The organism is Pseudomonas sichuanensis, assembly GCF_003231305.1.
GTDB lineage: Bacteria > Pseudomonadota > Gammaproteobacteria > Pseudomonadales > Pseudomonadaceae > Aquipseudomonas > Aquipseudomonas sichuanensis.
This window is the reverse complement of sequence record NZ_QKVM01000008.1, coordinates 107,893-133,240: the sequence shown is the minus strand read 5'-3', so window position 1 is coordinate 133,240 and position 25,348 is coordinate 107,893. Positions and strand designations below refer to the sequence as shown.

The window sequence follows — 25,348 nt, the reverse complement described above, 5'->3', positions numbered from 1 at the left end:
GGGAGGCCGCAAGGCCTCCCTTTTTTATTGCCCCTGTCCCGTCCCGTGGGAGCGGGCTTGCCCCGCGATGGCGTCGATAGTGCGCAGCTGTTTCAGGACTGGACAGCCGGTGTTTCTGCCCGCGCCGCACCCGGCCGCAGGCTCGCGGCCACTGCGCTGAGCAGTACCAGCAGCCCGCCGGCCAGGGCGATGACGAAGCCCTGGTCGGGTGTCGTCGCATCCACCAGTTGGCCCGCCGCAGCGGCGCCCAGTGCCACGCCGACGTTCAGCCCGGCCAGCAACCAGGTCAAGCCCTCGGTCAACTGCTGCGCGGCGACGCAACGCTCCACCAGGGTCATGGCGATGATCATGGTCGGGGCGAAGAACACCCCGGCCAGCAGCACCGCCCCGGCCAGCCCGGCCAGGGAGTCGACCATCAGCAAGGGCAGGGTGGCCAGCGCCGTCGCCAGCGCGCCCACCAGCAGCTGGCGCGGCAGTGGCAACGGCGAGCGCACGGCGCCGAACAGCAGGCCCGCCGCACAGGAGCCGATGGCGTAGGCCGACAGCACCAGGCTGGCCGCGAATGGTTGCCCGCGTTCATTGGCAAACGCCACGCTGACGATGTCCACCGTGCCGACGATCACGCCCATCGCCACCATCAGCAAGGTCAGCCGGCGCAGGCTCGGCTGGCGCCACAGCGGCCGGTTGCGCGAGGGTGTGAGATCGCCATCGCCCACTGGCGGCTCGCTGGCCGTCTGCAGTACCAGTGCCAGCGTGCCAAGCGCCAGCAGCGTGGCGGCGCCTAGCAGGCCGGCCGCCGGCCACAGGGCCACCCCGAGCCCGATCGCCAAGGGCGGGCCGGCGATGAAACTGGCCTCGTCGAACACCGTCTCCAGCGAATAGGCGCTCTGCAACAGCGGCTGCCCGCGGTACAGGTAGGCCCAGCGCGCACGGGCCATGGCCGACATGCTGGGCATGCAGCCGCTGAGCACTGCCGCGGCGAACAACAGCCAATCGGCACTGCGCAACCACGCCGCAGCGGCCAGCAACAGCAGGCCGGCCACGCTGACCAGGCTGGCCAGCGGCAGTACCCGGCGTTGCCCCAGGCGGTCGACCAGGCGTGACACCTGCGGCGAGAGCAGCGCGTAGGTCAGCACGAAAGTGGCCGATACCGCCCCGGCCAGCGCGTAGCTGCCGCGTGTGTGCGACAGCAGGGTGATGATGCCGATCCCGGTCATCGGTAGCGGCAAGCGCGCCAGCAGTCCCGCCAGGGCAAAGCCCCGCGTGCCGGGCAAGGTAAACAGTCGGGTGTAGGGGTTAGGCATCCTGGTTCCTCCTTGAGCCATGCCACCTGCCTGGGGCAGAACGGCGAAATGAATACGTACAGCACGTATGATTAAATAATCATACGATGTGAATGTAAATATTCATACGCGTTGTATGTAAGGGGGAGTGATGGTTCGCCGTACCCGCGCCGAAATGGAAGAAACCCGCGCCGCTTTGCTGGCGGTAGCCCGCCAGGTCATTAGCGAACAGGGCTATGCAAACGCTTCGATGGACGACCTGACGGCCCGTGCCGGCCTGACCCGTGGTGCCCTCTATCACCACTTCGGTGACAAGCAGGGCTTGCTGGCGGCGCTGGTGGCGCAAATCGACGCGGAGATGGACGCCCGCCTGCAGGCCATTTCAGACGCGGCCAGCGACCCCTGGGAGGGCTTGCGTCAACGCTGCCAGGCCTACCTGCGCATGGCCCGCGAGCCGCAGATCCAGCGCATCGTCCTGCGCGATGCGCGGGCGGTGCTGGGCGGCGCCTCGCCCGAGGCGCAACAACACTGTGTCGCCTCGATGCAGCAACTGCTCGCCGGGTTGATCCAACAGCAGGTGGTGGCCGAGGCCGACCCGTGGGCGCTGGCGGCGATGCTCCATGGCAGCCTGACCGAGGCGGCGTTGTGGGTCGCGCAGGGCGAGGAGGGCGATGCCCGGCTGGCCCAGGCACTGGCGGCGCTGGAGTTGCTGTTGCGCGGTTTGCTGGCGCGGGTTTAACAACACTCGCTGTCCGCTATTTCATCAGCCGGCCTTGTGCGGCGCGTTAGACTGCCTGCAGTACAGGCAGGGGTCATTGACTGAGAGGAACAACATGAGGTCACGCATCTGGCAATTGGCAGGTGTTGGTTTGCTGGGCATCGGTATCAGCCTGGGCGCCTTGGCCCAAGGGCCGGGGGACGGCCCGCAGGACCCCAATGGCGGGCGTGGCTCGCCGCTCAACTCGCGTGATGAAGTGCGTCAGACCCAGCCACCACGCCAAGGGTATTACCAGGACATCCCGCGCCGGCATGACGACAACCGTCACTGGCAGGCCGGTGGCCCCGGTCAGCGACCTGGCGGCGACTGGTCGGGGCGCCCGGACGGCCATGGCGATGGTTGGGGCCCAGGGCCGCAGTATCACCCCGGGCATACCGTCGATCGCTTCCCGGACCGCTCCTGGCAAGTGCCCTACCGCGGCCAGGATTACTACTACTCCGGTGGCTACTGGTATCGCCCCCATGGCGGCGGCTACGTCGTGGTCAGGCCGCCTTACGGGGTGCGGGTCAGCTACTTGCCGCCCTATGCGCGCGAAGTATGGCTGGGTGGAGCGCTGTTCTTCCTGGTGGCCGACACCTATTACCAGTACCAGGCCAGCAGCGCCGAGTACGTGGTGGTCAACCCGCCCACGGTGGCGCCAGCGCCGCAACCGGCCGGTGGTTACGATGTGATCGCCTATCCCCGGTATGGCCAGGGCCCGGAGCAGCAGGAGCAGGACCGTTATCAGTGCCATCGCTGGGCCGTGAGCCAGAGCGGTTTCGACCCGGCAACCGCCAGCTATGCGCCGCCGCCGAATGTGGCAGACAACTATCGACGGGCATTGGGCGCTTGCTTGAGCGGGCGGGGCTACAGCATCAACTGATGCCAAACTGTGGGAGCCGGCTCCCACAGGGTTATGCATTTCTTGAGAGCAGCGCGGTCAAGGTGGGAGCTGGCTTGCCAGCGATGAGGCCTACACCGGATCGGCATGCACCAGCACATCGGCCCGTGGGTAACGCTCGCGGATCGCCTGGGAGGCCTGCACGCACAACCCATGGGCCTGATGCAGTGGCAGGTCACCCGGCAATTCCAGGTGCAGCTGCACGAACCAGTGGCTCCCCGACACCCGCGTGCGCAGGTCGTGCACGCCCTTGACCCCAGGGATCGCCAGCACCGCCTCGAGCATGCGCTCGCCGATGTCGGCCGGCAGTTCCTGGTCCATCAGGATCGCCGTGCTCTCGCGGGCGATCTGCACCGCGCTCCACAGGATGTACAGGGCGATACCCAGGCCAAACAGCGCATCCAGCTGTGGCCAGCCCAGGCGCGCCAGCAGCAGGGCCAGCAGGATGCTGCCATTGAGCAGCAGGTCGGAGCGGTAGTGCAGTGAGTCGGCGCGCACCGCGGTCGAGCCGGTGATACGGATCACCCTGCGCTGCAGCGCCAGCAGCGCCAGGGTCAGCACCAGCGACAGCAGCATCACCGCGATACCGGCCCCGGTGTCGCCCAGCGGCTGCGGCGACTGCAACCGCTGCACGGCCTGCACCCCGATCAATACCGCACTGACCCCGATGAACAGCGCCTGCGCCATGCCGGCCAGGGCTTCGGCCTTGCCGTGGCCGAAACGGTGATCGTCGTCGGCCGGGCGCAACGCGTAGTGCACCGCGAGCAGGTTGAGGAAAGAGGCGACGGCATCCAGCGCCGAGTCGGTAAGCCCGGCCAGCAGGCTCACCGAGCCGCTCAGCCACCAGGCCACGGCCTTGCTCAGCACCAGGATGCTGGCCACCGCCAAGGATGCGCGGGTGGCCAGGCGCAGCAGGCGTTGGTGTTCGCTGGTCACGGTCATGCGCGGGGGCGTCCTTGCGGGTTTCAGGCTGCCGGTACCAGGCCCAGGGCCGCCAGTTGCTCGACGCTGCCGCGCTGCTGGATCAGCCGTGGGTCGTTCAGCGGCAGGCGCTGGCCCAGTTCGCTTTCGAGGATAGCCTGCAGCTTGATCCTGTCGACCTGGCCGTCGGCATTGACGGCAGGCTTGAGCTTGGCCGGGTCGACCTGCGCGGAGTAGCCGCCGGGGTAGTAGATGGCGCCCGTGGCGAAGTCGACGCCGAAGGCGATCAGGCCGGGGATGATGTAGAACAGCAGGCCGACGGCATCCAGCGCGGCGATCATCGGGTCGATCTTGCCTTCGATCTGGCCGCGACGGTCAGGGAAGAAAACCGTGCCGCAGGCCGTCAGTTGGGTCAGCAGGGTGGCGACAAGGGCGCCACCGATGACGCGGGAAGCGATGCGCATGTGAATCTCCGGTAAAGGTAACCACGACAAGGGGCGCGGCAGAGGCCGGCGCCTGAAGCTTAAGACCATGATAGGGCAGGCCAGGTTCGCCGTTATACTCGGGCGATTGTTCGAGGACCACCATGATTTCATTACCGATCGATGCCGTACTGCCTGACCTGCGCCTGGCCCTGGCTACCCGCGACGAAGCCGTGCTCGAGGCGCCGCCCGGCGCCGGCAAGACCACCCGCGTGCCCTTGGCCCTGCTCGACGAACCCTGGCTGGCCGGGCAGACCATCCTCATGCTCGAACCCCGCCGCCTGGCCGCCCGCGCCGCCGCCGAGCGGCTGGCCAGCGAGCTGGGCGAGAAGGTCGGGGAAACGGTGGGCTATCGCATCCGCCTGGACAGCAAGGTCGGCCCCAACACCCGTATCGAAGTGGTCACCGAAGGCATTCTCACCCGCCGCTTGCAGAGCGACCCGGCGCTGGAGGGCGTGGGGCTGCTGATTTTCGACGAGTTCCACGAGCGCAGCCTCGACGCCGACCTGGCCCTGGCGTTGAGCCTGAATGGCCGCGGGTTGCTGCGTGACGAGCTGGCGCTGAAGATCCTGCTGATGTCGGCCACCCTGGAGGGCGAGCGCCTGGCGCGGCTGCTGGATGACGCCCCGGTGGTCAGCAGCCAGGGCCGCATGCACCCGGTGGACATTCGTTGGAGCCGGCCCTTCCAGCCTGGCGAGTTCGTCGAACCGCGGGTGGTCGACTGTGTGCTGCAGGCGCTCGCCGATGAAGGCGGCAGCCTGCTGGTGTTCCTCCCCGGGCAGGCTGAGATCCGCCGGGTGCACCAGGCCTTGCAGGAGGCCTTGGGCGAGCGCCCTGGCATCCTGCTCTGCCCGCTGCACGGCGAGCTCGACCTGAATGCCCAGCGCGCCGCCATCGAGCCGGCGCCCAAAGGCCTGCGCAAGGTGGTGCTGGCCACCAACATCGCCGAGACCAGCCTGACCATCGACGGCGTGCGCGTGGTGATCGATGCAGGCCTTGCACGGGTACCGCGCTTCGACCCCGGCAGCGGCATGACCCGCCTCGACACCCAGCGCATCTCCCGCGCCAGCGCCACCCAGCGGGCCGGCCGTGCCGGGCGCCTGGAGCCGGGCGTGTGTTACCGCTTGTGGTCCGAGGCGCAGCATGACCAACTGGCGGCCCATGGCAGCGCCGAGATCCTCCAGGCCGACCTTGCCGGGCTGGCCCTGCAACTGGCGCGCTGGGGCGTACCGCCCGAACAGCTGAGCTGGCTCGACCAACCGCCCACTGCCGCCTTCGCCCAGGCCCAGGACCTGCTGGCACGGCTCGGCGCCTTCAAGCCCGGCCAGCGCGAGCAGTTGAGCGGCCACGGCCAGGCCATGGCCGAGCTGCCGGCTCACCCGCGCATCGCCCACCTGCTGCTGCGCGGCCAGGACCTGGGGCTGGCCGACATGGCCTGCGACGTCGCGGCCTTGCTGGGCGAGCGTGACATCCTGCGCGGCGGCGGCGCCGACCTGCATTCGCGGCTGAGCGTGCTCAGCGGTGAAAGCAAAACCACACGCGGCGGCCAGGGCGGCGTGCAACGCGCCCGGCAACTGGCCCGGCAGTACCGTGGGCAATTACGCGGCAAACCGCGCACCCCAGTTGCAGATCCCGAGCACCCGCGCTGGCTCGGTGCCCTGCTGGCGCTGGCCTACCCCGACCGTGTCGCCCAGCAGCGTCGCGAAGGCGGCGCCGAATACCGCCTGGCCAACGGCCGTGCGGCGCTGTTCGGTGAAGCCGATGCGTTGATGAAATGCCCCTGGCTGGTGATCGCCGACCTCGGCAGCCGCCAGGGCCAGCGCGAGGAGCGCATTTACCTGGCTGCCGAATTCGAGCGGGCACTGTTCGATGATGTACTTGCCGAGCAGGTCGAACAGCTCGACCTGCTCGACTGGGACGAACGTGAGCAGGTGCTGCGCGCCGAACGCCAGCGCAAGGTCGGCGAGCTGGTGCTCAGCCGCGAGCCGCTGCCCGGCCTGGACGACGATGCCCGCGCCAGGGCCTTGCTCGGCCTGGTACGACGCAAGGGCCTGAACCTGCTGACCTGGACCCCCGAACTGCGCCAGTGGCAGGCCCGGGTCACCCTGTTGCGCCAGCTGGACCTGGAGAAAGACGGCCACAGCGAGTGGCCCGACCTGGGCGACGAAGCGCTGCTGGCCAGCCTGGAAGACTGGCTGCAACCGTACCTGGGCAAAGTCTCACGGCTGAGCCATTTCGCCGCGCTGGACCTGTCGTCGATCCTGCGCAACCTGCTGCCCTGGCCGTTGCCCCAGCGCCTGGAGGAGCTGGCCCCGGCTTTCTTGAGCGTACCTTCGGGCTCGAACATCCGCCTGGACTACAGCGAACAGCCACCGATTCTTGCCGTGCGCTTGCAGGAGCTGTTCGGCCTGGCCGACACCCCGCGCATCGCCGGTGGGCGCCTGCAGGTCAAACTGCACCTGCTGTCACCGGCACGCCGGCCGGTACAGGTCACCCAGGACCTGGCCAACTTCTGGCGTACCACCTATGCCGAGGTGAAGAAGGATTTGAAGGGGCGCTATCCCAAGCACTACTGGCCGGACAACCCGCTGGTGGCCGAGGCCACGGCGCGGGCCAAGCCCAGAGGCACCTGATGAGGCCTGGCGGGCCAACCGGCGGGTGCCAAGGCTGCCCCAGGCGCATCCTTACAAGTCACGTACGATCAGGTACTCGCACAGCTCGCCAGTTTGCACGGTGAGGCCAGCGACATCTGTACCATTGCCCGGCAACGCCTTGACCTGATGACCCTGCTGATCCCGGAGCAGGCATCTGACCCGGTCTTGTTGCCACTCGAGCGGTTGCACCTTCCAGTACTGTTGCGTACTTGCTCTTGGATAGAGACCGAGCCGCCCGTTGCTGTCGATGTCCAGCTGCCGAGTGCTGTCGCTGGCCAGCGACAGCGTGAAGTGGAGGCGCTCGGGCCCCTTGGAGTGAAAGCGGAACAGGAAGGCTTCGGCCGGGTCGGCACCCCCGGTCTGCAGCCAACCCGTATCACTGCGAACATCCACCCCGAAACTGAAATCGTGGCGTGTGGCATGCAGGTGGATGGGCGACCAGCGCTGGTCTTGCCGCAGGTAGATCTGGCCGATGAAGGAATGGCCATCGGCCCAGGCGTTTGCGGTTTGGGACATGCTCATGCTGTGTTCTCCTGAATGTGCGCTGCGCCGGTCGAGGTTCGGGCCGGCGCGGCGCACATTAGGCAGCAGGTGGGCCAAGGGGCAGCTTGAGCGGTTTCCTGGCCGTGTCGTGGTTCCTCGTGCCTTGTGATCAGGCACGGACAAAACTCAGGCCCCCGCTTCGCTCTCCAGCAGCATGAACAGGCGGTACAGCACCACGGTGCTGAACAGCTGCAGGAAGCCGCTGAGGCTATCCAGGGCCAGTTGCACGCCTGGCTGCGGCTCGGGGAATACCGTCAGCAGCAAGCCATCGATCAGCCACAGCGGCGCCAGCACCGACAGCATGCACACCATGATGCGCATGAAGTGCCCGGTGGTCATGCGCGCGCTGGTGCGCATCGACTCGACCACTGGCAGGCCGCGCAGCACCAGCAGGTATTCGGCGAACACCAGGTTCACCATGATCCATACGCCCGGGAAGATGAACAGCATCAGGCCCGCCATGATCAGCAGCGAGCTGATCAGGATCAGCAGCGCCAGCGCCGGCCACAGCTGCACGGCGCGGGCGAACAGGTTGCGCTTGGCGATCGCGTCGCCGTTGCTGCGGGTGTCGAGGTAGAGGATCAGCGCGGCGCTGTACAGCGGATAGAACAGCAGGCTGACCAACATGCCGTAGGCCGGCGAAGCCTGCTCGCCAAGCTCGCGGTAGAGCAATTGGCTGCACAGTGCCTCGAGCACCACCAACGGCAGGCACAGCTGAAGGATGCTCACCAGATGGCGGCGGAAGAAGTACAGGGAGTCGCGCAGAACGCTCAGCGGATTCATCGGTCAACATCGCATGGCAGAAAAAGCAGGGCGTAACTTTAGCCCAGACCGCCCGTTTGCTGAAAAAAGTTTCATGGCCCGGGCGATTGAATCGCCCGGGCCGGCCCCCCATCTTTGAGCCTGTCCGCTGTCCAGTTCAGCCCATGAGGTCGCTTGATGAACACTGAAGAACAAACCCTGATCGACGGCCTGTTCGGCCGCCTCAAGCAAGCCGAGGACCCGGCCCAGCCGCGCGACGCCCAGGCCCAGGCGTGCATCGAACAGCACCTGCGCCAGCAGCCGGCGGCGCCGTACTACATGGCCCAGGCGATCCTGGTGCAGGAGGCTGCGATCAAGCGCCTGGACGAGCAGAACAAGCAGCTCGAGGCCGAGCTCAAGCAGGCCCGTGCCCAGGTTGAAGCGACCCGTTCCAGCGCGGGTAATGGTGGCGGTGGTTTCCTGTCCAGCATCTTTGGTGGCAGTGCTCGCAGCCCAGAACCACAGCGTTCGGTTGCTCCACCGCCATCTTCTGCCGGCGGCTGGCGCGAGCCTGCCCCGCAGGCCTACGCGCCCCCTCAACCACAGCAGGGCTTCGGCGCGGCGCCTGCGCCGGCGCGCAGTGGCGCCAGCAGCTTCCTCGGCGGGGCGATGCAGACGGCCGCCGGTGTGGCCGGCGGCGTGCTGCTGGCCCAGGGCATCAGCAGCCTGTTCAATCATCATTCGCAACCAGAAGAGGTGGTCGAGGTGATCAAGGAAGAACCCGCGCCGGCCAGCGACACAGGCGGCTGGAACGACCAGGGCGGCCAGCAGCAGGTGGCCGACAACGGTGGCTGGGGCAGCGACCAGGGTGGTTTTGCCGATACCGACTACGGCAGTGATGATGGCGGCTTCTTCTCGGACGACGACTACGTCTAAGGGCTCTGGCATACTCGCTGGCACTTGGGGGCGCGTTGCGCCCCTTTCGCGGGCAAGCCCGCTCCCACAGAAGGCCGCGCATAACCTGTGGGAGCGGGCTTGCCCGCGAAAGGGCTGCGCAGCAGCCCCCTTCACGGATTCAGCGAGGCCACCACGCGTGAAGAAAATCGCCCTGTTCGCCGACGTGCAGAACCTCTACTACACGGTTCGCCAGGGCCACGGCTGCCATTTCAACTATGCCGCGCTGTGGGCTGACGTCAGCCGCGAAGGGCAGATTGTCGAAGCGGTGGCCTACGCCATCGACCGCGGCGACAGCAAGCAGCAACAGTTCCAGCAGATCCTGCGCAACCTCGGTTTCGAGGTGCGCCTCAAACCCTACATCCAGCGCGCCGATGGCTCGGCCAAGGGCGACTGGGACGTGGGCATCACCCTCGATGTGATCGAGGCGGCGGCGCGGGTCGATCAGGTGGTGCTGGCCTCCGGTGACGGGGATTTCGACCTGTTGCTGGAACGGGCGATGCAGCGCCACGGCGTCGAAACAGTGGTCTATGGCGTGCCAGGGCTGACGGCGTTGTCGGTGATCCGCGCGGCCAGCCGCTACGTGCCGATCGAGGGCAAGCTGCTGCTGCGTCATTGAAGGCCAAACGCGGGGCAAGTCGCATCGGCGCACCGCCGCTCCCACAGTGATCGCGGCAAGTTTTTAAATTGTGAACAAAACAGTTGCTCCCATAGCAATCGTGGGAGCGGCGGTGCGCCGATGCGACTTGCCCCGCGATTGGCTATTTCATCCCTTCCTGCCATTGCCCTCCAGATGCCCCAGCGGCACCCGCCGCTCCACCGCGCTCGACAGAATGATCGAGGTCTTGCTGAAGCCCAGCTGCGACACCCGGTTGATCAGCGCCTCCAGCTCCGTCATCGACGCCACCGCCGCCTGCATGATCACGCAAGGATCGCCCGTGACCCGGTGACACTCGGTCAGCTCGGGGATGCTCGCCAGCACGTCATAGGCCTGCTGGTTGCCATGGCTGGCCAGGCGCAGCTCCATCACGCACTGGATCGGCAGGCCGATCTTTTCCAGGTCGACCTTGGCCGTGTAGCCACTGATCACCCCGCTGGCCTCGAGTTTGGCGACCCGCTCGGCCACCGCCGGGGCCGACAGGTTGACCTGGCGCGCCAGCTGCGCGTAGGTGGCCCGGCCGTCTTCCAGCAGGGCGGCGAGGAGCATGCGGTCGTATTTGTCCATGGCGATTCCTGGTGGCTTTGCAATCGATGGTCAAGGCTGTGCATAACCATGCTTTGCAAAGTGTTTCGGTAATTTAAACGTGTTTTGTAACTTAAGTTTGCCCGTGGCCCTTTCTAAACTAAGCCACCCGTAAACGGATTTCGAGCCCCTCGCCATGACTGCCTCCCGTCGCTTCCCCTTGCTGCTTGTCGGCGCCTTTCTTGCCCTGTACCTGGTCTGGGGCTCGACCTACCTGTTCATCCGCATTGGCGTGGAGTCCTGGCCACCGCTGATGATGGCGGGCGTGCGGTTCGTGATTGCCGGCAGCCTGCTGTATGGCTTCTTGCGCTGGCGCGGGGCGCCGGCACCTACCTGGGCGCAATGGCGTGCGGCCGGGGCGATCGGCTTTTTGTTGCTCAGTTGCGGCAACGGTGGCGTGACCCTGGCCGAGCACGCGGGGGTAGCCTCGGGCGTGGCCGCCCTGGCGGTGGCGACCGTGCCGCTGTTCACCCTGGTGTTCGGCCTGCTGTTCGGCCACCGCAATTCACGCCTGGAATGGGCGGGCATCGCCCTCGGCCTGGTGGGCATCGGCATGCTCAACATGGGTTCGAACCTGCAGGCCAGCCCCATGGGCGCTGCGCTGATCCTGTTTGCCGCGGCGGCCTGGGCCTTCGGCTCGGTGTGGAGCAAGCAACTGCCGCTGCCCCAGGGCGCCATGGCCAGCGCCGCGGAAATGCTGGTGGGCGGTGCCGCGCTGCTGATTGGCAGCGCCCTGAGCGGCGAGCGCCTGACCCAGATGCCCAGTGCCGCCGGTTGGGGCGCGCTGGCCTACCTGGTGCTGTTCGGTTCGATCCTTGCCTTCAGTGCCTACATGTACCTGCTCAAGCACGTGCGCCCGGCGGCGGCCACCAGCTATGCCTACGTCAACCCGGCGGTGGCGGTGTTGCTGGGGATCGTCTTTGCCGGCGAGCAGATCGGCGCCGAGGAGTGCCTGGCGATGGCGGTGATTATCGGCGCGGTGGTGCTGATCGGCCTGCCGCAGTGGCGCAAGGCGCCTGCGGCGGTGAGCTGACGTCAGCGACGAGATGGCATGGACGTGGGAGCGGGCTTGCCCCGCGATACCGGCGTAGCCGGTGCCATCCAATCGCGGGGCACGCCCGCTCCCACGAAACCCCACTCCCCCTACAGCCCATTGCGTTAAACTTGCCGCCTTCGCTGAACCCCCTGACGGTATTGCCATGAATTTCGCCCAACTCGGCCTGATCGAACCGCTGCTGCGCACCTTGCAGACGCTGGACTACAGCACACCCACCCCGGTGCAGGCCAAGGCCATCCCCGCTGTGCTCGCCGGCCGCGACCTGATGGCCGCCGCCCAGACCGGCACCGGCAAGACCGCAGGCTTTGCCCTGCCGGTGCTGCAGCGCCTGGCCCTGGAAGGCGAGAAGGTCGCCAGCAACTCGATCCGCGCGCTGGTGCTGGTGCCCACCCGCGAACTGGCCGAGCAGGTCCACGCCAACGTGCGTGAATATGCCGAGAACCTGCCGCTTTCCACCTACGCGGTATACGGCGGGGTCAGCATCAACCCTCAGATGATGCGCCTGCGCCGTGGCGTCGACCTGCTGGTGGCCACCCCTGGCCGCTTGCTCGACCTGTTCCGCCAGAACGCCATCAAGTTCGGCCAGGTGCAGACCCTGGTACTGGACGAAGCCGACCGCATGCTCGACCTGGGCTTTGCCGAAGAGCTGCGCTCGGTGTACGCCGCTCTGCCGCGCAAGCGCCAGACCCTGCTGTTTTCGGCCACCTTCTCCGAGCAGATCCGCCTGCTCGCGGGCCTTGCGCTGAACGACCCGCTGAGCATCGAGGTCAGCCCGCGCAACGCCGCCGCCACCACGGTCAAGCAATGGCTGGTGCCGGTGGACAAGAAGCGCAAGGCCGACCTGTTTTGCCACCTGCTGCGTAAGCAGCGCTGGACCCAGGTGCTGGTGTTTGCCAAGACCCGCAACGGCGTGGACCAACTGGTCGAGCGCCTGCTCGCCGAAGGCGTCAACGCCGATGGCATCCACGGCGATCGCCCACAGGCCACCCGCCAGCGCGCGCTGGACAGCTTCAAGGCCCGTGAGGTCCAGGTGCTGGTGGCCACCGATGTCGCCGCGCGCGGCCTGGACATCGACGACCTGCCGCTGGTGGTCAACCTCGACCTGCCGATCGTGGCCGAAGACTACGTGCACCGCATCGGGCGCACGGGCCGTGCCGGTAACAAGGGTGAGGCGATCTCGCTGGTGTGCGCTGACGAAGTGCAGATGCTTGCGTCGATCGAGACCTTGATTCGCCAGCAGTTGCCACGTCATGAGGAGCCGGATTTCATCCCTGACCACCGGGTGCCGATGATCGATGCCAGTGGCCAGGTGGTGAAGAAACCGAAGAAGCCGAAAAAGCCGAAAGAGAACAGCGCCAAGCGCGGGCTGGGGCGTTGGATGGACAGCGACGAGGGCGGGGCTGCGGCGCCGGCAGTCAAGGCGGTGCGCAAGGTGCCGAGCTTCAATGGTGGGGCGCGCAAGCGCAAGCCATAAGCTGGCCTTCTGATGCCAGCAGGCTCGCTCAATTTGTAAGGCTGGCACGAGCCCTGTGGGAGCGGGTTCACCCGCGAAGAATCCAACGCTGTGTATGGCACGGGCTTCGCCCGTGTTCGCGGGTAAACCCGCTCCCACAGGGCGGCGGGTCAGCTTTGGAGTTTCAGCCAGTCTGCTGCGGCTCCACCCGCCCGCAATCCGCTGGCAAAGCACGCCGTCAGCAGATACCCCCCGGTCGGCGCCTCCCAGTCCAGCATCTCGCCGGCGCAGAACACCCCAGGCATGGCCCGCAGCATCAAGCCCTCATCCAGCGCTTCGAAGCGCACCCCGCCCGCACTGCTGATCGCCTCATCCAGCGGCCGCGTGCGCACCAGCGTGATCGGCAGCGCCTTGATGGCTGCCGCCAGGCGCTCGGGGTCGGCAAAGGTCGCCTGATCGGTCAACTCACGCAGCAGCGCCGCCTTCACCCCATCAATCCCCAACTGGCCGTGCAGGTGCTTGGCCATCGAGCGCGAGCCACGGGGCTTGGCCAGGGCCTGGGCGATCTTGTCCACAGGCCGGTCCGGCAGCAGGTCGAGCAGCAAGGTGCCACGCCCGTCGCGGTTGATGGCTTCGCGCACCGCCGCCGACCAGGCATACACCAGGCTGCCTTCGACGCCTTGCGCGGTGAGGATGAACTCACCTTTGCGCGGCACCGCGCCGGGCACGCTCAGGGCAATGTTCTTCAATGGCGCGCCGGCGAACTTGCTTTGCAGCAGTTCACTCCAGCCCGCCACCTCGAAGCCACAGTTGCTCGCCTGCAGCGGCGAGATATCCACAGCCCGTTCGCCGAGCAGCGGCACCCAGGCGCCGTCCGAACCCAGGCGTGCCCAACTGCCGCCGCCGAGGGCGAGCACCACGGCGTCGGCCTTGAGCTGCAATTCCCCCTGTGGATAAGCGATTCGCAAGGCACCTTCGGCCGTCCAGCCCAGCCAGCGGTGGCGAGTGTGGATAACTACGCCGGCCTCGCGCAGGCGCTTGAGCCAGGCGCGCAGCAGTGGCGCGGCCTTCATGTCGCGGGGGAACACCCGGCCCGAGGTGCCGATGAAGGTTTCGATGCCCAGCCCGTGAATCCACTGGCGCAGGGCCTCGGCGTCGAAGTGGCGCAGCAGGCCGTCGAGCTCGCCCTGGCGCTCGGCATAGCGCCCGACGAAGGCGGGGTAGGGCTCGGAATGGGTGATGTTCATGCCGCCAACCCCGGCCAGCAGGAACTTGCGGCCCACCGAAGGCATGGCGTCGAACACCTGCACCGCCACCCCGCGCCGGGCCAGTGCCTCGGCGGCCATCAGGCCGGCGGGGCCGCCACCGATCACGGCGACAAGGGGAGGGGAGGCGGGGCGAGGATCGTTCATGGTCGGCAGCAGGCTGTGGAAAAGAGCGCGCATTCTACCCCAGCCAGGCATCGGCAAGTACTGTTCAAAAAATGATCAGTATCTTGCAGGCCAGGCAGGCAAAGGGCTGGAGGTGCTTTCCCGCAGGTTATCCACAGCCGGTTCCACAGTCATTGTGAACAACCATGGCGCCTGCCGCGCACGGCTGATCAAAAAACGATCAAGACTTTGCAGGCCACGCAGGCAAAGGGCTGTAGGCGCTTTCCAGCAGGTTATCCACAAGCGGTTCCACAGTCATTGTGAACAACCCATGACGCGCGCCGCACTGTGGTGGAGGATGCCGTGGCGCCGGGCGAGGGCTTCGCGGTCCTTGCTGTAGCCGCCGCCGATCACCCCGACTACCGGGATATCGCGGCCCAGGCACTGGCGCAACACCTGTTCGTCGCGGGCGGCCAGGCCTTGGTCGGTCAGTTGCAGGTAACCCAGGGCGTCGTCCTTGTGCACATCGACACCGGCGTCGTACAGCACCAGGTCGGGCTGGTACAGCGGCAGCAGGTAGTTGAGCGCGTCCTCGACCACCTTCAGGTACGCGCTGTCGTTCATGCCGCGGGGCAGGGGAATGTCCCAGTCGCTTTTAGCCTTGCGGGCGGGGAAGTTCTGCTCGCAGTGCAGCGACACGGTGATCGCTTCGGGGGTGTCGTGCAGGATACGCGCGGTGCCGTCGCCCTGGTGCACGTCGCAGTCGAAGATCAGCACCCGGTGCACGCGGCCGGCTTCCAGCAGGTAGCGGCTGATCACCGCCAGGTCGTTGAAGATGCAGAACCCGGCGGGGTGGTCGTAGTGGGCATGGTGGGTGCCGCCGGCCAGGTGGCAGGCGATGCCGTGCTGCAGGGCCAGTTCGGCCGTGAGCAGCGAGCCGCCCACCGCGCGCACCGTGCGCCGCGCTAGCGCCTCGCTCCAGGGCAGGCCCAGGCGGCGCTGGTCCTCGCGGGACAGTTCACCGTGCATATAGCGCTCGATGTAGTCGCGGTCGTGGGCCAGGGCGAGGATGTCGTTGGGGCAGATCTCGGGGCGCAGCAACGCCTCGTCGGTGGTCAGCCCGCTGTCGACCAGGTGGTCGCGCAGCAGGCGGAACTTGTCCATCGGGAAGCGATGGTCCGGCGGGAATTCAGGGCTGTAGTCGTCGTGGTAGATCAGCGGCAGGGGCATGGCGGTTTCGTGAGGTGGGCCTGTGCCGATCTTGCCAGTTTTGTATTGGCAATGTGGGCCCAATCGCCGGCAAGCCGGCTCCCACAAGCATCAGTGCAGCCCCTGTGGGAGCCGGCTTGCCGGCGATTGGGCCTGAAAATTCAATGCATCACTTACCGGAGGACGCCAACACCCGCTGCCAGTCCGGCTCGTTCATGCGCCCGAGAATCCTGGCCTTGCCCTCGCCATTCACCGACACGAACAGCGCACTGGCATAGCCGCTCTCGCGCTCACCCCCCGCGACGCGTTGCTGGCGGGCGAAGTGGTCGATGCAGCCGTTGTGGGTGACCAGCACCAGGTTGTGGCCGCTGCGCTTGCGGGCCAGGGCTTCGTCGGCGAACTGCTTGTCACAGGTTTCCAGCCAGTCCTGGGTGGCAGCGTCCTGGCCCAGCAGGAAGTGCGCGGTCTGCCGGGTGCGCAGCTTCGGGCTGCTGAACACGTCCGCCCCGGCCAGGCCCAGTTGCCGCAGGCCCTGGCCCACCCGGCCAGCCGCCTCGCTGCCGGCAACGGTGATACCGGTGGGGTCGTCCAGGCATGGCCCGGGGGCGCTGTCGCAGCGTTCGGCATGGCGGATCATCACCAGCACCGCGCCGTCTTTCCATTGCTGCAACAGGCCGCTTTCGCTCAGCTGTTGCTCGTTGCCAAGGTCCACGATGTGCGTCCTCGTTGCCAGCCAGGTACCTACGCCGGCCACGGTCATCAACAGGCCGATGGCGGCACTGATCAGCTTGCGCGAGCGTCGGCGCTTGAGGCGAGCCGCAAGGGCAGGGTCGTGCAAGGTCGTGCTGGAAAGCATGTGTCACTCCGATGGCAGTGCGGCGTCGACTGTGGCCGCTGTAATGGCAGGCATTGTGCTAAGCGACCTGTCGGAGCCCGGTGAAGTGGATGTGAAAAAAACATCCGGCAGCGGCGGCCTGGATGAAACTTCATTCGGCGGCCTACGCTGTAAACTGCCAGACCGCGATTCCGGAGCCCCCCGATGCCCCCCATTCTCGAACTGGAAAGCGCCCGCCTGGTGTTGCGCCAATGGCAGGACGACGACCTGCGTGAGTTCGCCGCGCTGTGCGCCGACCCCCAGGTGATGCGCTATTTCCCGGCACCGATGACCCGCCTGGAGGCCGCTGCGCTGATTGGCCGGGTCCGTGGCCATTTCAATGAATTCGGCTTTGGCCTGTGGGCGCTGGAGCGCAAGGACAGCGGCGCCTTCATCGGCATGACCGGGCTGCTCAACGTCAATTTCGAGGCCCCGTTCGGCCCGGCGGTGGAGATCGGCTGGCGCCTGGCCCGGCGCCACTGGGGGCTGGGGTTCGCCAGCGAGGCGGCCTGGACCTGCCTGCGCTGTGCTTTCGCCCAATTGCGCCTGGAGGAGGTGGTGTCGTTCACTACCGAGGGCAATCTGCCGTCGCAGAAAGTCATGCAGGCCATCGGCATGCAGCAGGACCTGGACGGCAGCTTCGAACACCCCCGCCTGCCCGCCGGCCACCCCCTGCGCCCCCACGTGCTGTACCGCATCGACCGGGCCCGATGGCAGGACACCCTGCGTGGCTGACGGGGATGCCCCTCGACGGGGCCGCCGACAAACCCTGTATCATTTGCCGGTATAACCGCGCCGTAATGCCTTGCCAGGAGAACCTTCCATGAGTCACGTACTGGACGACCTAGTCGACCTGTTGAGCCTAGAGTCCATCGAGGAGAACCTGTTCCGTGGCCGCAGCCAGGACCTGGGCTTCCGCCAGCTGTACGGCGGCCAGGTGCTCGGCCAGTCGCTGTCGGCGGCCAGCCAGACGGTCGAGGACGCCCGCCACGTGCATTCGCTGCACGGCTATTTCCTGCGCCCCGGCGATGCCAGCATGCCGGTGGTCTACTCGGTGGACCGCGTGCGTGACGGCGGCAGCTTCAGCACCCGGCGGGTGACGGCGATCCAGAAAGGCCAGCCGATCTTCACCTGCAGCGCGTCGTTCCAGTACGACGAAGAAGGCTTTGAACACCAGGTGCAGATGCCCGACGTGGTCGGCCCGGAGAACCTGCCCAGTGAAGTCGAACTGGCCAGCGCCATGGCCGACCAGTTGCCTGAGCGCATTCGCGACAAGGTGCTGTGCGCCAAGCCGATCGAAATCCGCCCGGTCACCGAGCGCGACCCGTTCAACCCCAAGCCGGGCGACCCGGTCAAGTACGCCTGGTTCCGCGCCGATGGCAACCTGGCGGACATCCCCGCGCTGCACAAGTACCTGCTGGCCTACGCCTCGGACTTCGGCCTGCTGACCACCGCGCTGCTGCCCCATGGCAAGTCGGTGTGGCAGAAGGACATGCAGATCGCCAGCCTCGACCACTCGCTGTGGTTCCACCGCAACCTGCGCGCCGACGAGTGGCTGCTGTACGCCACCGACAGCCCCTGGGCCGGCAATGCCCGTGGCTTCTGCCGCGGCAGCATCTTCAACCGCGCAGGGCAGTTGGTGGCCTCGTCCACCCAGGAAGGGCTGATCCGTCACCGCAAGGACTGGGCATGAGCCTGGGCGATATCCGCCACTGGGTGTTCGACATGGACGGCACCCTGACCGTCGCGGTGCATGACTTTGCGGCCATTCGCGAGGCGCTCGACATCCCGGCCGAGCACGACATCCTCACCCACCTGGCGGCACTGCCGGCTAAAGAGGCGGCGGCCAAGCATGCCTGGTTGCTGGAGCATGAGCGCGACCTGGCGATTGCCTCGCAAGCCGCCGAGGGCGCGGTGGAGCTGGTGCGCGAACTGGCTGGGCGCGGTTGCCGCCTGGCGATCCTGACCCGCAACGCCCGCGAGCTGGCCCATGTCACCCTGGAAGCCATCGGCCTGGCCGACTGCTTCCCGATCGAGCATGTGCTTGGCCGTGACGAGGCGACGCCCAAGCCCGACCCGGACGGGTTGTTGCAGATTGCCCGGGCATGGGCGGTGGCACCGGGCGAGATGGTGATGGTCGGCGACTATCGCTTCGACCTGGACTGTGGGCGAGCCGCCGGGACCAGGACCGTGCTGGTCAATCTGCCGGACAACCCCTGGCCGGAGCTGGCCGACTGGCATGCGGCGGATTGCCGGGCGCTGAGGGCGTTGCTGGGCTGATGGCCCAATCGCGGGGCAAGCCCGCTCCCACGCGCAGGCAGGGACGCGCGGGCACGTGGGAGCGGGCTTGCCCCGCGATCGGTCAGACCTGTCTAAGCTGCTCTGCACCTTTACCCCAATGGAGACCCAGCGAATGAGCACCAAGGCCATCTACGTCCTCCCCGGCGGCGGCTACGACAAGGTCCAGGTCGGCACCAGCGAGGCTGCCGCGCCCAGCGCCGGCGAAATCACCGTGCACCTGCACGCCAGTTCCCTCAACTACCACGACTTCGCCGTGGTCAGCGGCATGTGGGGCCCGAGCGAGCGGCGCATCCCCATGGCCGATGGCGCCGGCGAGGTGATCGCGGTCGGTGCCGGGGTCACCGAGTTCAAGGTCGGCGATGCGGTGGTCAGCACCTTCTTCCCCGACTGGCTCGCTGGCCAGGCCCAGGTCGAAGGCTTCGCCAGCGTGCCCGGCGACGGTATCGACGGCTATGCCCGCGAGCAGGTGACCGCCCGCGCCACGTCCTTCACCCACGCCCCCAAAGGCTACAGCCACGCCGAGGCGGCCACCCTGACCACCGCCGGCCTTACCGCCTGGCGCGCGCTGATGAGCGACGACCACCTCAAGCCCGGCGACACCGTGCTGGTGCAGGGCACCGGCGGCGTTTCGATCTTTGCCCTGCAGTTCGCCAAGCTGGCCGGCGCCACGGTGATCGCCACCTCGTCCAGCGATGCCAAGCTCGAACGCCTCAAGGCGCTGGGCGCCGACCACCTGATCAACTACAAGACCACCCCGGCGTGGGGCGAGCAGGTGCGTGCGCTCACCGACAACCGCGGTGTCGATCATGTGATCGAAGTGGGCGGCCCGGCCACGCTCGAGCAATCGATGATCGCCGCACGCATTGGTGGCCATGTGTCGTTGATCGGTATCCTCACCGGCGTGGCCGGGCAGTTGCCGTTGGTTCAGGCGCTGGTGCGGCAGATTCGCCTGCAAGGGGTGCTGGTGGGTTGTCGCGAGCAGCAGCAGGCGATGGTTCGCGCTATCGATGCCAACGGCTTGCGGCCGGTGGTGGACAAGCACTTTGAGTTGGAGCAGATCGTCGAGGCGTTCAGGTATCAGGAGAGCAACAGGCATTTCGGCAAGATTTGCTTGAGTTGGTGAGCCCTAGAGCAGGGCTTTTGGGGCATGGGCAGTTTGGGTGTTCATCATGTGATCGCGTTTGGGCGATCAGGTGCTTGCCGATGGTTTTGCAGCGCCTATGAGATCGAGCGCCGCCCGCGCGGCGCTCGATCTCACAGGCGCTGCAACTCTGTCGACAAACACCAGCACCCCATCACCGCCCCCAACCCTTCACGCCCCACACACCCGAGGCAAATCCACAGTAACCAGCAACCCACCCCCCAATCGCGGCCCCAGTGTCAGCGAACCCCCATGGGCACTGGCGATACCGGCAGCAATGCTCAACCCCAGGCCATGCCCCCCACCACTGCGCGACGGGTCAACCTGATAGAACGGCTCCAACACCTGGCCCAGGTGCTCGCCGTCGATACCCGGCCCACGGTCACCCACCTGGATACGCAAGCGCTCCGGGCTATCGTGCACCTCGATATCCACAGGCCCCGGCGCATGCCGGTGGGCGTTGTCCAGCAGGTTCTGCAGGCAGCGGCGCAGGCCGCTGGCATGGGCGTTGAGCGGGCGGGCCTGGCCGTGCAGGCACAGCTCGCCACCGAGGTCTTCGAAGTCGGCCTGCAGGGCGCGCAGCAGCGCGTCGATATCCACAGGCTCGCGGGCATTTTCCAGCTCGCCACTGCGCAGGAAGTCCAGGCTGGCGGCCACCATGTCTTCCATCTGCTGCAGGTCAGCGCGAAAGCGCTGGCGCAGGTTCTCCTGCCCCAGCAGTTCGGTGCGCAGGCGCAGGCGGGTGATTGGCGTGCGCAGGTCGTGGGACACGGCGGCAAAGAAACGGGTGCGCTCGGCGATGCTGTCGATCAGCCGTTGCTGCATGGCGTTGAATGCCTGGGCCGCCTGGCGCACTTCCTGGGGGCCATCGAGGCTCAGCGGCGGGCGGTGGATATCCTGGCCCAGGGCTTCGGCGGCGGCGGCCATCTGCCTGAGCGGGCGCAGGGCGATACGCACCGCGATCAAGGCCAGCACCACCACCACCACGGTGCGCAGCAGGTAGATGCGCAGCAGGAAATCGAACACCAGCGAGCCGATCGAGGCGCTGCGCCAACCCTGGTCTTCGGTGCTTTGCAGGTACAGCACCTGGCCGTCGGGCAGGGTCAGCTCGACCACGCTGCGCACACTGGCCGGCGCCCCACGCATCAGCAGGCCGGCGCCACCGGGCTGGTTGTCGGGGGCGAGCAGTTGCAGGTGCAGCAGGCGCAGGGGCGCCGGCGCGCCGGTGCGTTCGCTGAGCAGCCGGCGCAGCAGTGCGTCCTGCTCGGGCGTCGCCTGGGCGAGCCCGGTCGGCGCTGCCGGCAACTGCTGCCAGCGCGACGACGTCATGCCTTCGAGCAACACCGGCAACTGCGCCGGCCGCTCGCGGGCCACCTGCAACAGGTCGGCAAGGCGCCCGGCGAGCAGGCGCAGGGGGATCTCCAGCACCTGGGTCTGGCGCACTTCGTACCAGATGCTGCTGGTGAGCAACTGCGAGGCGAGCATGCCACCGACCAGGATCAGCACCAGGCGGCCATGCAGCGAACGTGGCCAGCCGCGTTTCATTCGCTGGCCACGTCATTGACCGTGAGCATGTAACCCTCGTTGCGCACGGTGCGGATCAGCGCCGGGTTGCGCGGGTGGTCGCCCAGGTGCTGGCGCAGACGGCTGACGCACACATCGATGCTGCGGTCGAAGGGTTCGCGCTCGCGGTCGAATACATGGTTGAGCAAAAAATCGCGGCTCAGGGCGCGGTTGGGGTGCTGCAGGAACAGCCGCAGCAAGCGGTAATTGGAACTGCCCAGGCTGACCACCAGGCCATCGGGCGAGCGCAGCTGGCGGGTGGCGGTGTCCAGGCGCCAGCCGGCGAAGCGCAGCTGGCTGGCTTCGTCCACACGGGCACGCTCGGGGAAGCTCTGGGTCCGGCGCAGCACCACCTTGATCCGCGCCAGCAGCTCGCGCGGGTCGAACGGCTTGGCCAGGTAGTCGTCGGCGCCCATCTCCAGGCCGACGATGCGGTCCACCAGGGTGCCGCGGGCGGTCAGCATGATCACCGGGATATTGCTCTGCACCCGCAGCTCGCGGCACAGGGTCAGGCCGTCTTCGCCAGGCAGCATCAGGTCCAGCACCACCAGGTCGACCAGGCGTTCGGCCAGGCAGCGGCGCATGTCGCGGCCATGGGCCGCCACCGAAGTGCGCAGGCCGGCTTCTTCCAGGTAGAGGGACAGCAACTGGCGGATCTCGGGGTCGTCATCGACGATCAGGATGTGGTCGGGCTTGGACATGGGGCGGGCCTGTAGGTGGGTAGCGCAGGGCACCTTACACCGCGCTTGCCTCCACGAATGTAACGGAATGTGTTGGGCGACCGCCGGCCTGCCGCGCCGTACATTTGCGCACACAAGATGGCGTGGGGCCGTCATTAGAATCACGCCACTCAAATGCGACTGATTTTCTTTAAGGACTTCACATGCCCCACGCATCCTCCCCGCGCCTCCCGGCGACCCTGGCGCCGGCCTTCGGCCTGATGCTGGGCGCCTGCGCCCTGCCAGCCCTGGCCGACACGCTCGACCTGCCCGCCACCCGGGTGGACGGCAAGCAGGACCGCTACAAGGTCGACACGGTGACCTCGAGCAAGATCACCACGCCCTTGCTGGATGCGCCGCAGAGCATCAGCGTGGTGCCGCGCGCGGTGCTGGAGGAGCAGAACGCACAGAGCCTGCAGGACGTGTTGCGCAATGTGCCGGGCATCACCTTCATGTCGGGTGAGGGCAACCTGGGCTGGGGCGACCTGTTCTCTATTCGTGGTTTTGCCGCCGAGCAGAGCATGACCGTCGATGGCGTGCGCGACGCCGGCATGGCCAGCCGCAACGATACCTTCAACCTGGAGCAGGCCGAGGTCTACAAGGGCACCGGCTCCGTGGAGTCGGGCGTGTCGGCCGTGGGCGGCAGCGTCAACCTGGTCAGCAAGCGTGCGCACCTGGGTGATGCCGGCAAGCTCTCGGCCGGCATCGGCACGGACAACTACAAGCGCCTGACCGCCGACGTCAACCGCCAGCTCAATGACACCAGCGCCGTGCGCGTCAACCTGATGAAGCACTACAACGCGGTGTCCGAGCGCGACGAGGTGGACTACGACCGCTGGGGCCTGGCCACCTCGTTCGGTTTCGGCCTGGGCACCGACACTCGGCTGTGGCTCGATGCGTTCTACCAGAAAGACCGCAACACCCCCGATGGCGGCGTACCGATCCAGCGCGGCACCGATGGCAAGCGCATGCCGGGCGTCGACCGCGATGCCTGGTACGGCGATTCGAGCCTGTATACCCAACGCAGCGAAACCCGCTCGCTGACCGGCCTGTTCGAGCACGACTTCAGCGACGACCTGACCCTGCGCAACCAATTGCGCTGGCAGCAGACCGACAACTGGGCCGTGCTGTCGCCGGCCCGTTTCGTCGCCGCCAATGCCGACGGCAGCCGCACCTGCACCGGCACCCGCTGCGCCAGCCTGGGCTATGTCGGGCTGGGGCCGCGCAGCTCGATCAACGGCATCAGCGCCTACACCGACTACGCCAACAGCGCCAGTGGCTACGGCTACCTGCGCGGCAGCGACTTCGGCCTGTCCAAGCGCTACGAGATCGTCGACAACCAGACCGACCTGCGCTTCAACCTCGACACCGGTGGCATTCACCACGAGGCCGTGACGGGGGTCGAGCTGTACCGCGAAACCTACGGCGGCCTGCACAAGAGCATGAAGGTGCCGGACGGCTCGATGTTCTTCAACCTGTCCGACCCGGCCCACAGCTTTGCCTCGACCCGCACCGACAAGGGCTACGGCGACCCGCGCAGCGTCGTGAAGGACGCGGCCCTGTACGCTTCCGACACCCTCACCCTGGACCCGCAATGGCAACTGCTGCTGGCCCTGCGGTACGACCACTGGCAGGTCGACAGCGAGCGCTCCACCGGCAGCAGCAGTAGCCGCGACGATGCTTTTGGCGGGCGTGCCGGGGTGGTCTACAAGCCGCTGCCCAACGGCAGCATCTACCTGTCCTACAGCCAGGCCGCGCAGCCGTCGGCGGTGGGGGCCAGCACCAACAACCAGATCTACGGCGCGGCCAGCACCGAGGCCTACAAGCCGGCGGTATCGAAAACCTACGAGCTGGGCACCAAGTGGGAACTGCTCGACGAGCGCCTGAACCTGACTGCCGCGCTGTTTCGCACCGAGCTCGAAGACAGCTGGGAATACAGCGAGGGCGAGACCTCGCCGGTGCGTGCGCTGCCGGCCAAGCGGGTCGATGGCCTGGAACTGGGCCTGCAGGGGCAGCTCACCCAGCGCTGGTCGGCCTATGCCGGTTTCGCCGCGATGAAGAGCCGCCAGACCAAGGGCGCCAACAAGGGCGAGGAAGCCAAGAACGTCCCCGACCTGACCGCCAACCTGTGGACCACCTACGACCTCACCGACCAGCTCAGCGTCAGCTACGGGGCCGACTACGTGGGCCGGCGCCGCTACAGCGACAACAAGTACGTCGGCGGGCTGAACAACAACAGCAGCTACGCCAACGGCCCGACCGGGGTCTACACGGTCTACACCCGCGACCATGAGAAGGCGCCGTCCTACTGGTTGCACAGCCTGGCGGCGCGCTACAAGGTCGACAGCCAGACCACGCTCAACCTGAACGTGTCGAACCTGTTCAACACCTTCTACTACAGCCGCGTCGGCGCCTCGCTCGACGGCTTCCAGCTGTACGGCGTGCCGGGGGCCGGGCGCACCCTGACCGCCAGCGTGGATTACAGCTTCTGATGCTGGTGCAGATCGCAAACCTGTTCAGCGCCGACGAACTGCGCGAAGTGCGCCAGCAATTGCTGGCGCAGCCCTGGGTCGATGGCAAGGCCACGGCCGGTGTGCAGTCGGCCCAGGCCAAGCACAACCGCCAGCTGGACGAGGACGCCCCGGTCGCCCGTCAGCTGGGCGGGCTGATCCTGCAGCGGCTGTCGGACAACCCGCTGTTCATGTCCGCCGCCCTGCCCAAGCGCATCTACCCGCCACTGTTCAATCGCTATGGGGCGGGCGAGGGGTTCGGCTTTCACATCGACAACGCCATCCGCGGCATCAAGGGTGTGCGCGAGCGGGTGCGTACCGACCTGTCGGCGACCTTGTTCCTGGCTGAACCGGACAGCTACGACGGCGGTGAACTGGTGATCCGCGACACCTTCGGCGAGCGCCAGGTCAAGTTGCCGGCCGGGCACCTGGTGCTGTACCCGGGCAGCAGTGTGCACCGGGTGACGCCGGTGACCCGAGGCGAGCGGCTGGCGGCGTTTTTCTGGATCGAAAGCCTGGTGCGCGAGGACAGCCAGCGCAGTCTGCTGCTGGACATGGACGTGGCGATCCAGCGCCTGACCGCACAAAAGGCCGACGCCGGTTCGTTGCTGGAGCTGACCGGCGTGTACCACAACCTGCTCCGTCGCTGGGGCGACACCTGACCTTGGGAGG

The 25,348-nt window shown here is 67.2% G+C and carries 24 protein-coding genes; 13 read left to right on the top strand and 11 right to left on the bottom strand.

From position 1 onward, the window contains the following. Positions 1-92: 92 nt before the first annotated feature. Positions 93-1,304: an MFS transporter gene (locus tag DM373_RS06620; protein ID WP_110992764.1), complete on the bottom strand. Its 1,212-nt coding sequence runs from the start codon at positions 1,302-1,304 to the stop codon at positions 93-95. A 130-nt stretch (positions 1,305-1,434) separates the two neighbouring features. Between DM373_RS06620 and DM373_RS06615 the strand changes: the two genes are divergently transcribed. Together DM373_RS06615 and DM373_RS06610 are read left to right on the top strand one after the other, a co-directional pair. Next, complete coding sequence (locus tag DM373_RS06615; protein WP_110992763.1) at positions 1,435-2,022, top strand: TetR/AcrR family transcriptional regulator; 588 nt, start codon at positions 1,435-1,437, stop codon at positions 2,020-2,022. 94 nt (positions 2,023-2,116) lie between these two features. Continuing rightward, positions 2,117-2,923 carry a DUF6515 family protein gene (locus DM373_RS06610; RefSeq protein WP_110992762.1) on the top strand — a complete coding sequence of 269 codons (807 nt, stop codon included), beginning with the start codon at positions 2,117-2,119 and terminating at the stop codon, positions 2,921-2,923. 90 nt (positions 2,924-3,013) lie between these two features. Here DM373_RS06610 and DM373_RS06605 read toward each other — a convergent pair whose 3' ends face one another. Both DM373_RS06605 and DM373_RS06600 read right to left on the bottom strand, forming a co-directional pair. After that, complete coding sequence (locus DM373_RS06605) at positions 3,014-3,883, bottom strand: cation diffusion facilitator family transporter (protein WP_110992761.1); 870 nt, start codon at positions 3,881-3,883, stop codon at positions 3,014-3,016. A gap of 23 nt (positions 3,884-3,906) precedes the next feature. Then, entirely contained in the window at positions 3,907-4,326 is a 420-nt protein-coding gene (locus DM373_RS06600) for a polyribonucleotide nucleotidyltransferase (RefSeq protein WP_110992760.1), read from the bottom strand. 122 nt (positions 4,327-4,448) lie between these two features. On the opposite strand from DM373_RS06600, the gene hrpB reads away from it, so the two are divergent. Further along, positions 4,449-6,977, top strand: coding sequence for an ATP-dependent helicase HrpB (gene hrpB / locus DM373_RS06595; protein ID WP_110992759.1), 2,529 nt, complete (start codon positions 4,449-4,451; stop codon positions 6,975-6,977). Between the two features lie 51 nt (positions 6,978-7,028). Here hrpB and DM373_RS06590 read toward each other — a convergent pair whose 3' ends face one another. Both DM373_RS06590 and DM373_RS06585 read right to left on the bottom strand, forming a co-directional pair. Beyond that, the gene (locus DM373_RS06590; RefSeq protein ID WP_110992758.1) at positions 7,029-7,520 is read right to left on the bottom strand and encodes a hypothetical protein; all 492 of its coding nucleotides are present in this window, start codon (positions 7,518-7,520) and stop codon (positions 7,029-7,031) included. Positions 7,521-7,667: 147 nt separating this feature from the next. Next, positions 7,668-8,324, bottom strand: a complete 657-nt coding sequence (locus DM373_RS06585) for a YciC family protein (RefSeq protein ID WP_110992757.1) — start codon at positions 8,322-8,324, stop codon at positions 7,668-7,670. Between the two features lie 156 nt (positions 8,325-8,480). On the opposite strand from DM373_RS06585, the gene DM373_RS06580 reads away from it, so the two are divergent. Together DM373_RS06580 and DM373_RS06575 are read left to right on the top strand one after the other, a co-directional pair. Then, positions 8,481-9,218 (top strand): DUF2076 domain-containing protein, encoded by a 738-nt coding sequence (locus DM373_RS06580; protein WP_110992756.1) that lies wholly within the window; start codon positions 8,481-8,483, stop codon positions 9,216-9,218. A gap of 157 nt (positions 9,219-9,375) precedes the next feature. Next, positions 9,376-9,855, top strand: coding sequence for an NYN domain-containing protein (locus DM373_RS06575; RefSeq protein WP_110992755.1), 480 nt, complete (start codon positions 9,376-9,378; stop codon positions 9,853-9,855). A gap of 147 nt (positions 9,856-10,002) precedes the next feature. Here the strand turns inward: DM373_RS06575 and DM373_RS06570 are convergent, their stop codons facing one another. After that, on the bottom strand, positions 10,003-10,461 hold the full coding sequence (locus DM373_RS06570; protein ID WP_110992754.1) for an Lrp/AsnC family transcriptional regulator: 459 nt from the start codon (positions 10,459-10,461) through the stop codon (positions 10,003-10,005). 154 nt (positions 10,462-10,615) lie between these two features. Here DM373_RS06570 and yedA point away from each other — a divergent pair, with 154 nt between their 5' ends. Both yedA and rhlE1 read left to right on the top strand, forming a co-directional pair. Beyond that, positions 10,616-11,512: a drug/metabolite exporter YedA gene (gene yedA / locus DM373_RS06565; RefSeq protein WP_110992753.1), complete on the top strand. Its 897-nt coding sequence runs from the start codon at positions 10,616-10,618 to the stop codon at positions 11,510-11,512. Positions 11,513-11,678: 166 nt separating this feature from the next. Next, entirely contained in the window at positions 11,679-13,010 is a 1,332-nt protein-coding gene (gene rhlE1 / locus DM373_RS06560; protein WP_110992752.1) for an RNA helicase RhlE1, read from the top strand. Between the two features lie 149 nt (positions 13,011-13,159). Here rhlE1 and DM373_RS06550 read toward each other — a convergent pair whose 3' ends face one another. From DM373_RS06550 to pmrG, 3 genes are all read right to left on the bottom strand, one after another. Next, the gene (locus tag DM373_RS06550) at positions 13,160-14,401 is read right to left on the bottom strand and encodes a TIGR03862 family flavoprotein (RefSeq protein ID WP_110992774.1); all 1,242 of its coding nucleotides are present in this window, start codon (positions 14,399-14,401) and stop codon (positions 13,160-13,162) included. A gap of 273 nt (positions 14,402-14,674) precedes the next feature. Further along, a complete protein-coding gene (locus DM373_RS06545; protein ID WP_110992751.1) occupies positions 14,675-15,589 on the bottom strand; it encodes a histone deacetylase family protein in 915 nt (304 codons plus the stop codon). 148 nt (positions 15,590-15,737) lie between these two features. Further along, positions 15,738-16,424: a lipopolysaccharide core heptose(II)-phosphate phosphatase PmrG gene (pmrG, locus tag DM373_RS06540; RefSeq protein ID WP_110992750.1), complete on the bottom strand. Its 687-nt coding sequence runs from the start codon at positions 16,422-16,424 to the stop codon at positions 15,738-15,740. Between the two features lie 183 nt (positions 16,425-16,607). Here pmrG and DM373_RS06535 point away from each other — a divergent pair, with 183 nt between their 5' ends. The 4 genes from DM373_RS06535 (at position 16,608) to DM373_RS06520 (ending at position 19,866) form a co-directional block, all read left to right on the top strand. Further along, positions 16,608-17,177 (top strand): GNAT family N-acetyltransferase, encoded by a 570-nt coding sequence (locus DM373_RS06535; RefSeq protein WP_110992749.1) that lies wholly within the window; start codon positions 16,608-16,610, stop codon positions 17,175-17,177. A gap of 88 nt (positions 17,178-17,265) precedes the next feature. Further along, on the top strand, positions 17,266-18,135 hold the full coding sequence (gene tesB / locus DM373_RS06530) for an acyl-CoA thioesterase II (RefSeq protein WP_110992748.1): 870 nt from the start codon (positions 17,266-17,268) through the stop codon (positions 18,133-18,135). Beyond that, entirely contained in the window at positions 18,132-18,722 is a 591-nt protein-coding gene (locus DM373_RS06525) for an HAD family hydrolase (protein WP_110992747.1), read from the top strand. Before tesB ends, DM373_RS06525 begins: the two co-directional genes overlap by 4 nt. Positions 18,723-18,855: 133 nt before the next feature. Continuing rightward, positions 18,856-19,866: a zinc-dependent alcohol dehydrogenase family protein gene (locus tag DM373_RS06520; RefSeq protein WP_110992746.1), complete on the top strand. Its 1,011-nt coding sequence runs from the start codon at positions 18,856-18,858 to the stop codon at positions 19,864-19,866. Positions 19,867-20,055: 189 nt separating this feature from the next. Here the strand turns inward: DM373_RS06520 and DM373_RS06515 are convergent, their stop codons facing one another. Continuing rightward, the gene (locus tag DM373_RS06515) at positions 20,056-21,429 is read right to left on the bottom strand and encodes an ATP-binding protein (protein WP_110992745.1); all 1,374 of its coding nucleotides are present in this window, start codon (positions 21,427-21,429) and stop codon (positions 20,056-20,058) included. After that, positions 21,426-22,148, bottom strand: a complete 723-nt coding sequence (locus tag DM373_RS06510; RefSeq protein ID WP_110992744.1) for a response regulator — start codon at positions 22,146-22,148, stop codon at positions 21,426-21,428. Before DM373_RS06510 ends, DM373_RS06515 begins: the two co-directional genes overlap by 4 nt. A gap of 182 nt (positions 22,149-22,330) precedes the next feature. On the opposite strand from DM373_RS06510, the gene DM373_RS06505 reads away from it, so the two are divergent. Together DM373_RS06505 and DM373_RS06500 are read left to right on the top strand one after the other, a co-directional pair. After that, entirely contained in the window at positions 22,331-24,658 is a 2,328-nt protein-coding gene (locus DM373_RS06505; RefSeq protein WP_110992743.1) for a TonB-dependent receptor, read from the top strand. After that, positions 24,658-25,338, top strand: coding sequence for a Fe2+-dependent dioxygenase (locus tag DM373_RS06500; RefSeq protein WP_110992742.1), 681 nt, complete (start codon positions 24,658-24,660; stop codon positions 25,336-25,338). Before DM373_RS06505 ends, DM373_RS06500 begins: the two co-directional genes overlap by 1 nt. The last annotated feature ends 10 nt before the right edge of the window (positions 25,339-25,348 follow it).

Excerpts from the sequence above, each read along its gene's own strand:
- DM373_RS06620 (WP_110992764.1), bottom strand. The coding sequence starts at position 1,304 with ATGCCTAACCCCTACACCCGACTGTTTACCTTGCCCGGCACGCGGGGC.
- DM373_RS06520 (WP_110992746.1), top strand. The coding sequence starts at position 18,856 with ATGAGCACCAAGGCCATCTACGTCCTCCCCGGCGGCGGCTACGACAAG.
- DM373_RS06580 (WP_110992756.1), top strand. The coding sequence starts at position 8,481 with ATGAACACTGAAGAACAAACCCTGATCGACGGCCTGTTCGGCCGCCTC.
- tesB (WP_110992748.1), top strand. The coding sequence starts at position 17,266 with ATGAGTCACGTACTGGACGACCTAGTCGACCTGTTGAGCCTAGAGTCC.
- DM373_RS06585 (WP_110992757.1), bottom strand. The coding sequence starts at position 8,324 with ATGAATCCGCTGAGCGTTCTGCGCGACTCCCTGTACTTCTTCCGCCGC.
- DM373_RS06590 (WP_110992758.1), bottom strand. The coding sequence starts at position 7,520 with ATGAGCATGTCCCAAACCGCAAACGCCTGGGCCGATGGCCATTCCTTC.
- yedA (WP_110992753.1), top strand. The coding sequence starts at position 10,616 with ATGACTGCCTCCCGTCGCTTCCCCTTGCTGCTTGTCGGCGCCTTTCTT.
- DM373_RS06550 (WP_110992774.1), bottom strand. The coding sequence starts at position 14,401 with ATGAACGATCCTCGCCCCGCCTCCCCTCCCCTTGTCGCCGTGATCGGT.
- DM373_RS06570 (WP_110992754.1), bottom strand. The coding sequence starts at position 10,461 with ATGGACAAATACGACCGCATGCTCCTCGCCGCCCTGCTGGAAGACGGC.
- DM373_RS06615 (WP_110992763.1), top strand. The coding sequence starts at position 1,435 with ATGGTTCGCCGTACCCGCGCCGAAATGGAAGAAACCCGCGCCGCTTTG.
- DM373_RS06610 (WP_110992762.1), top strand. The coding sequence starts at position 2,117 with ATGAGGTCACGCATCTGGCAATTGGCAGGTGTTGGTTTGCTGGGCATC.
- hrpB (WP_110992759.1), top strand. The coding sequence starts at position 4,449 with ATGATTTCATTACCGATCGATGCCGTACTGCCTGACCTGCGCCTGGCC.
- rhlE1 (WP_110992752.1), top strand. The coding sequence starts at position 11,679 with ATGAATTTCGCCCAACTCGGCCTGATCGAACCGCTGCTGCGCACCTTG.
- DM373_RS06515 (WP_110992745.1), bottom strand. The coding sequence starts at position 21,429 with ATGAAACGCGGCTGGCCACGTTCGCTGCATGGCCGCCTGGTGCTGATC.
- DM373_RS06510 (WP_110992744.1), bottom strand. The coding sequence starts at position 22,148 with ATGTCCAAGCCCGACCACATCCTGATCGTCGATGACGACCCCGAGATC.
- pmrG (WP_110992750.1), bottom strand. The coding sequence starts at position 16,424 with ATGCTTTCCAGCACGACCTTGCACGACCCTGCCCTTGCGGCTCGCCTC.
- DM373_RS06545 (WP_110992751.1), bottom strand. The coding sequence starts at position 15,589 with ATGCCCCTGCCGCTGATCTACCACGACGACTACAGCCCTGAATTCCCG.
- DM373_RS06605 (WP_110992761.1), bottom strand. The coding sequence starts at position 3,883 with ATGACCGTGACCAGCGAACACCAACGCCTGCTGCGCCTGGCCACCCGC.
- DM373_RS06600 (WP_110992760.1), bottom strand. The coding sequence starts at position 4,326 with ATGCGCATCGCTTCCCGCGTCATCGGTGGCGCCCTTGTCGCCACCCTG.
- DM373_RS06535 (WP_110992749.1), top strand. The coding sequence starts at position 16,608 with ATGCCCCCCATTCTCGAACTGGAAAGCGCCCGCCTGGTGTTGCGCCAA.
- DM373_RS06525 (WP_110992747.1), top strand. The coding sequence starts at position 18,132 with ATGAGCCTGGGCGATATCCGCCACTGGGTGTTCGACATGGACGGCACC.
- DM373_RS06505 (WP_110992743.1), top strand. The coding sequence starts at position 22,331 with ATGCCCCACGCATCCTCCCCGCGCCTCCCGGCGACCCTGGCGCCGGCC.
- DM373_RS06500 (WP_110992742.1), top strand. The coding sequence starts at position 24,658 with ATGCTGGTGCAGATCGCAAACCTGTTCAGCGCCGACGAACTGCGCGAA.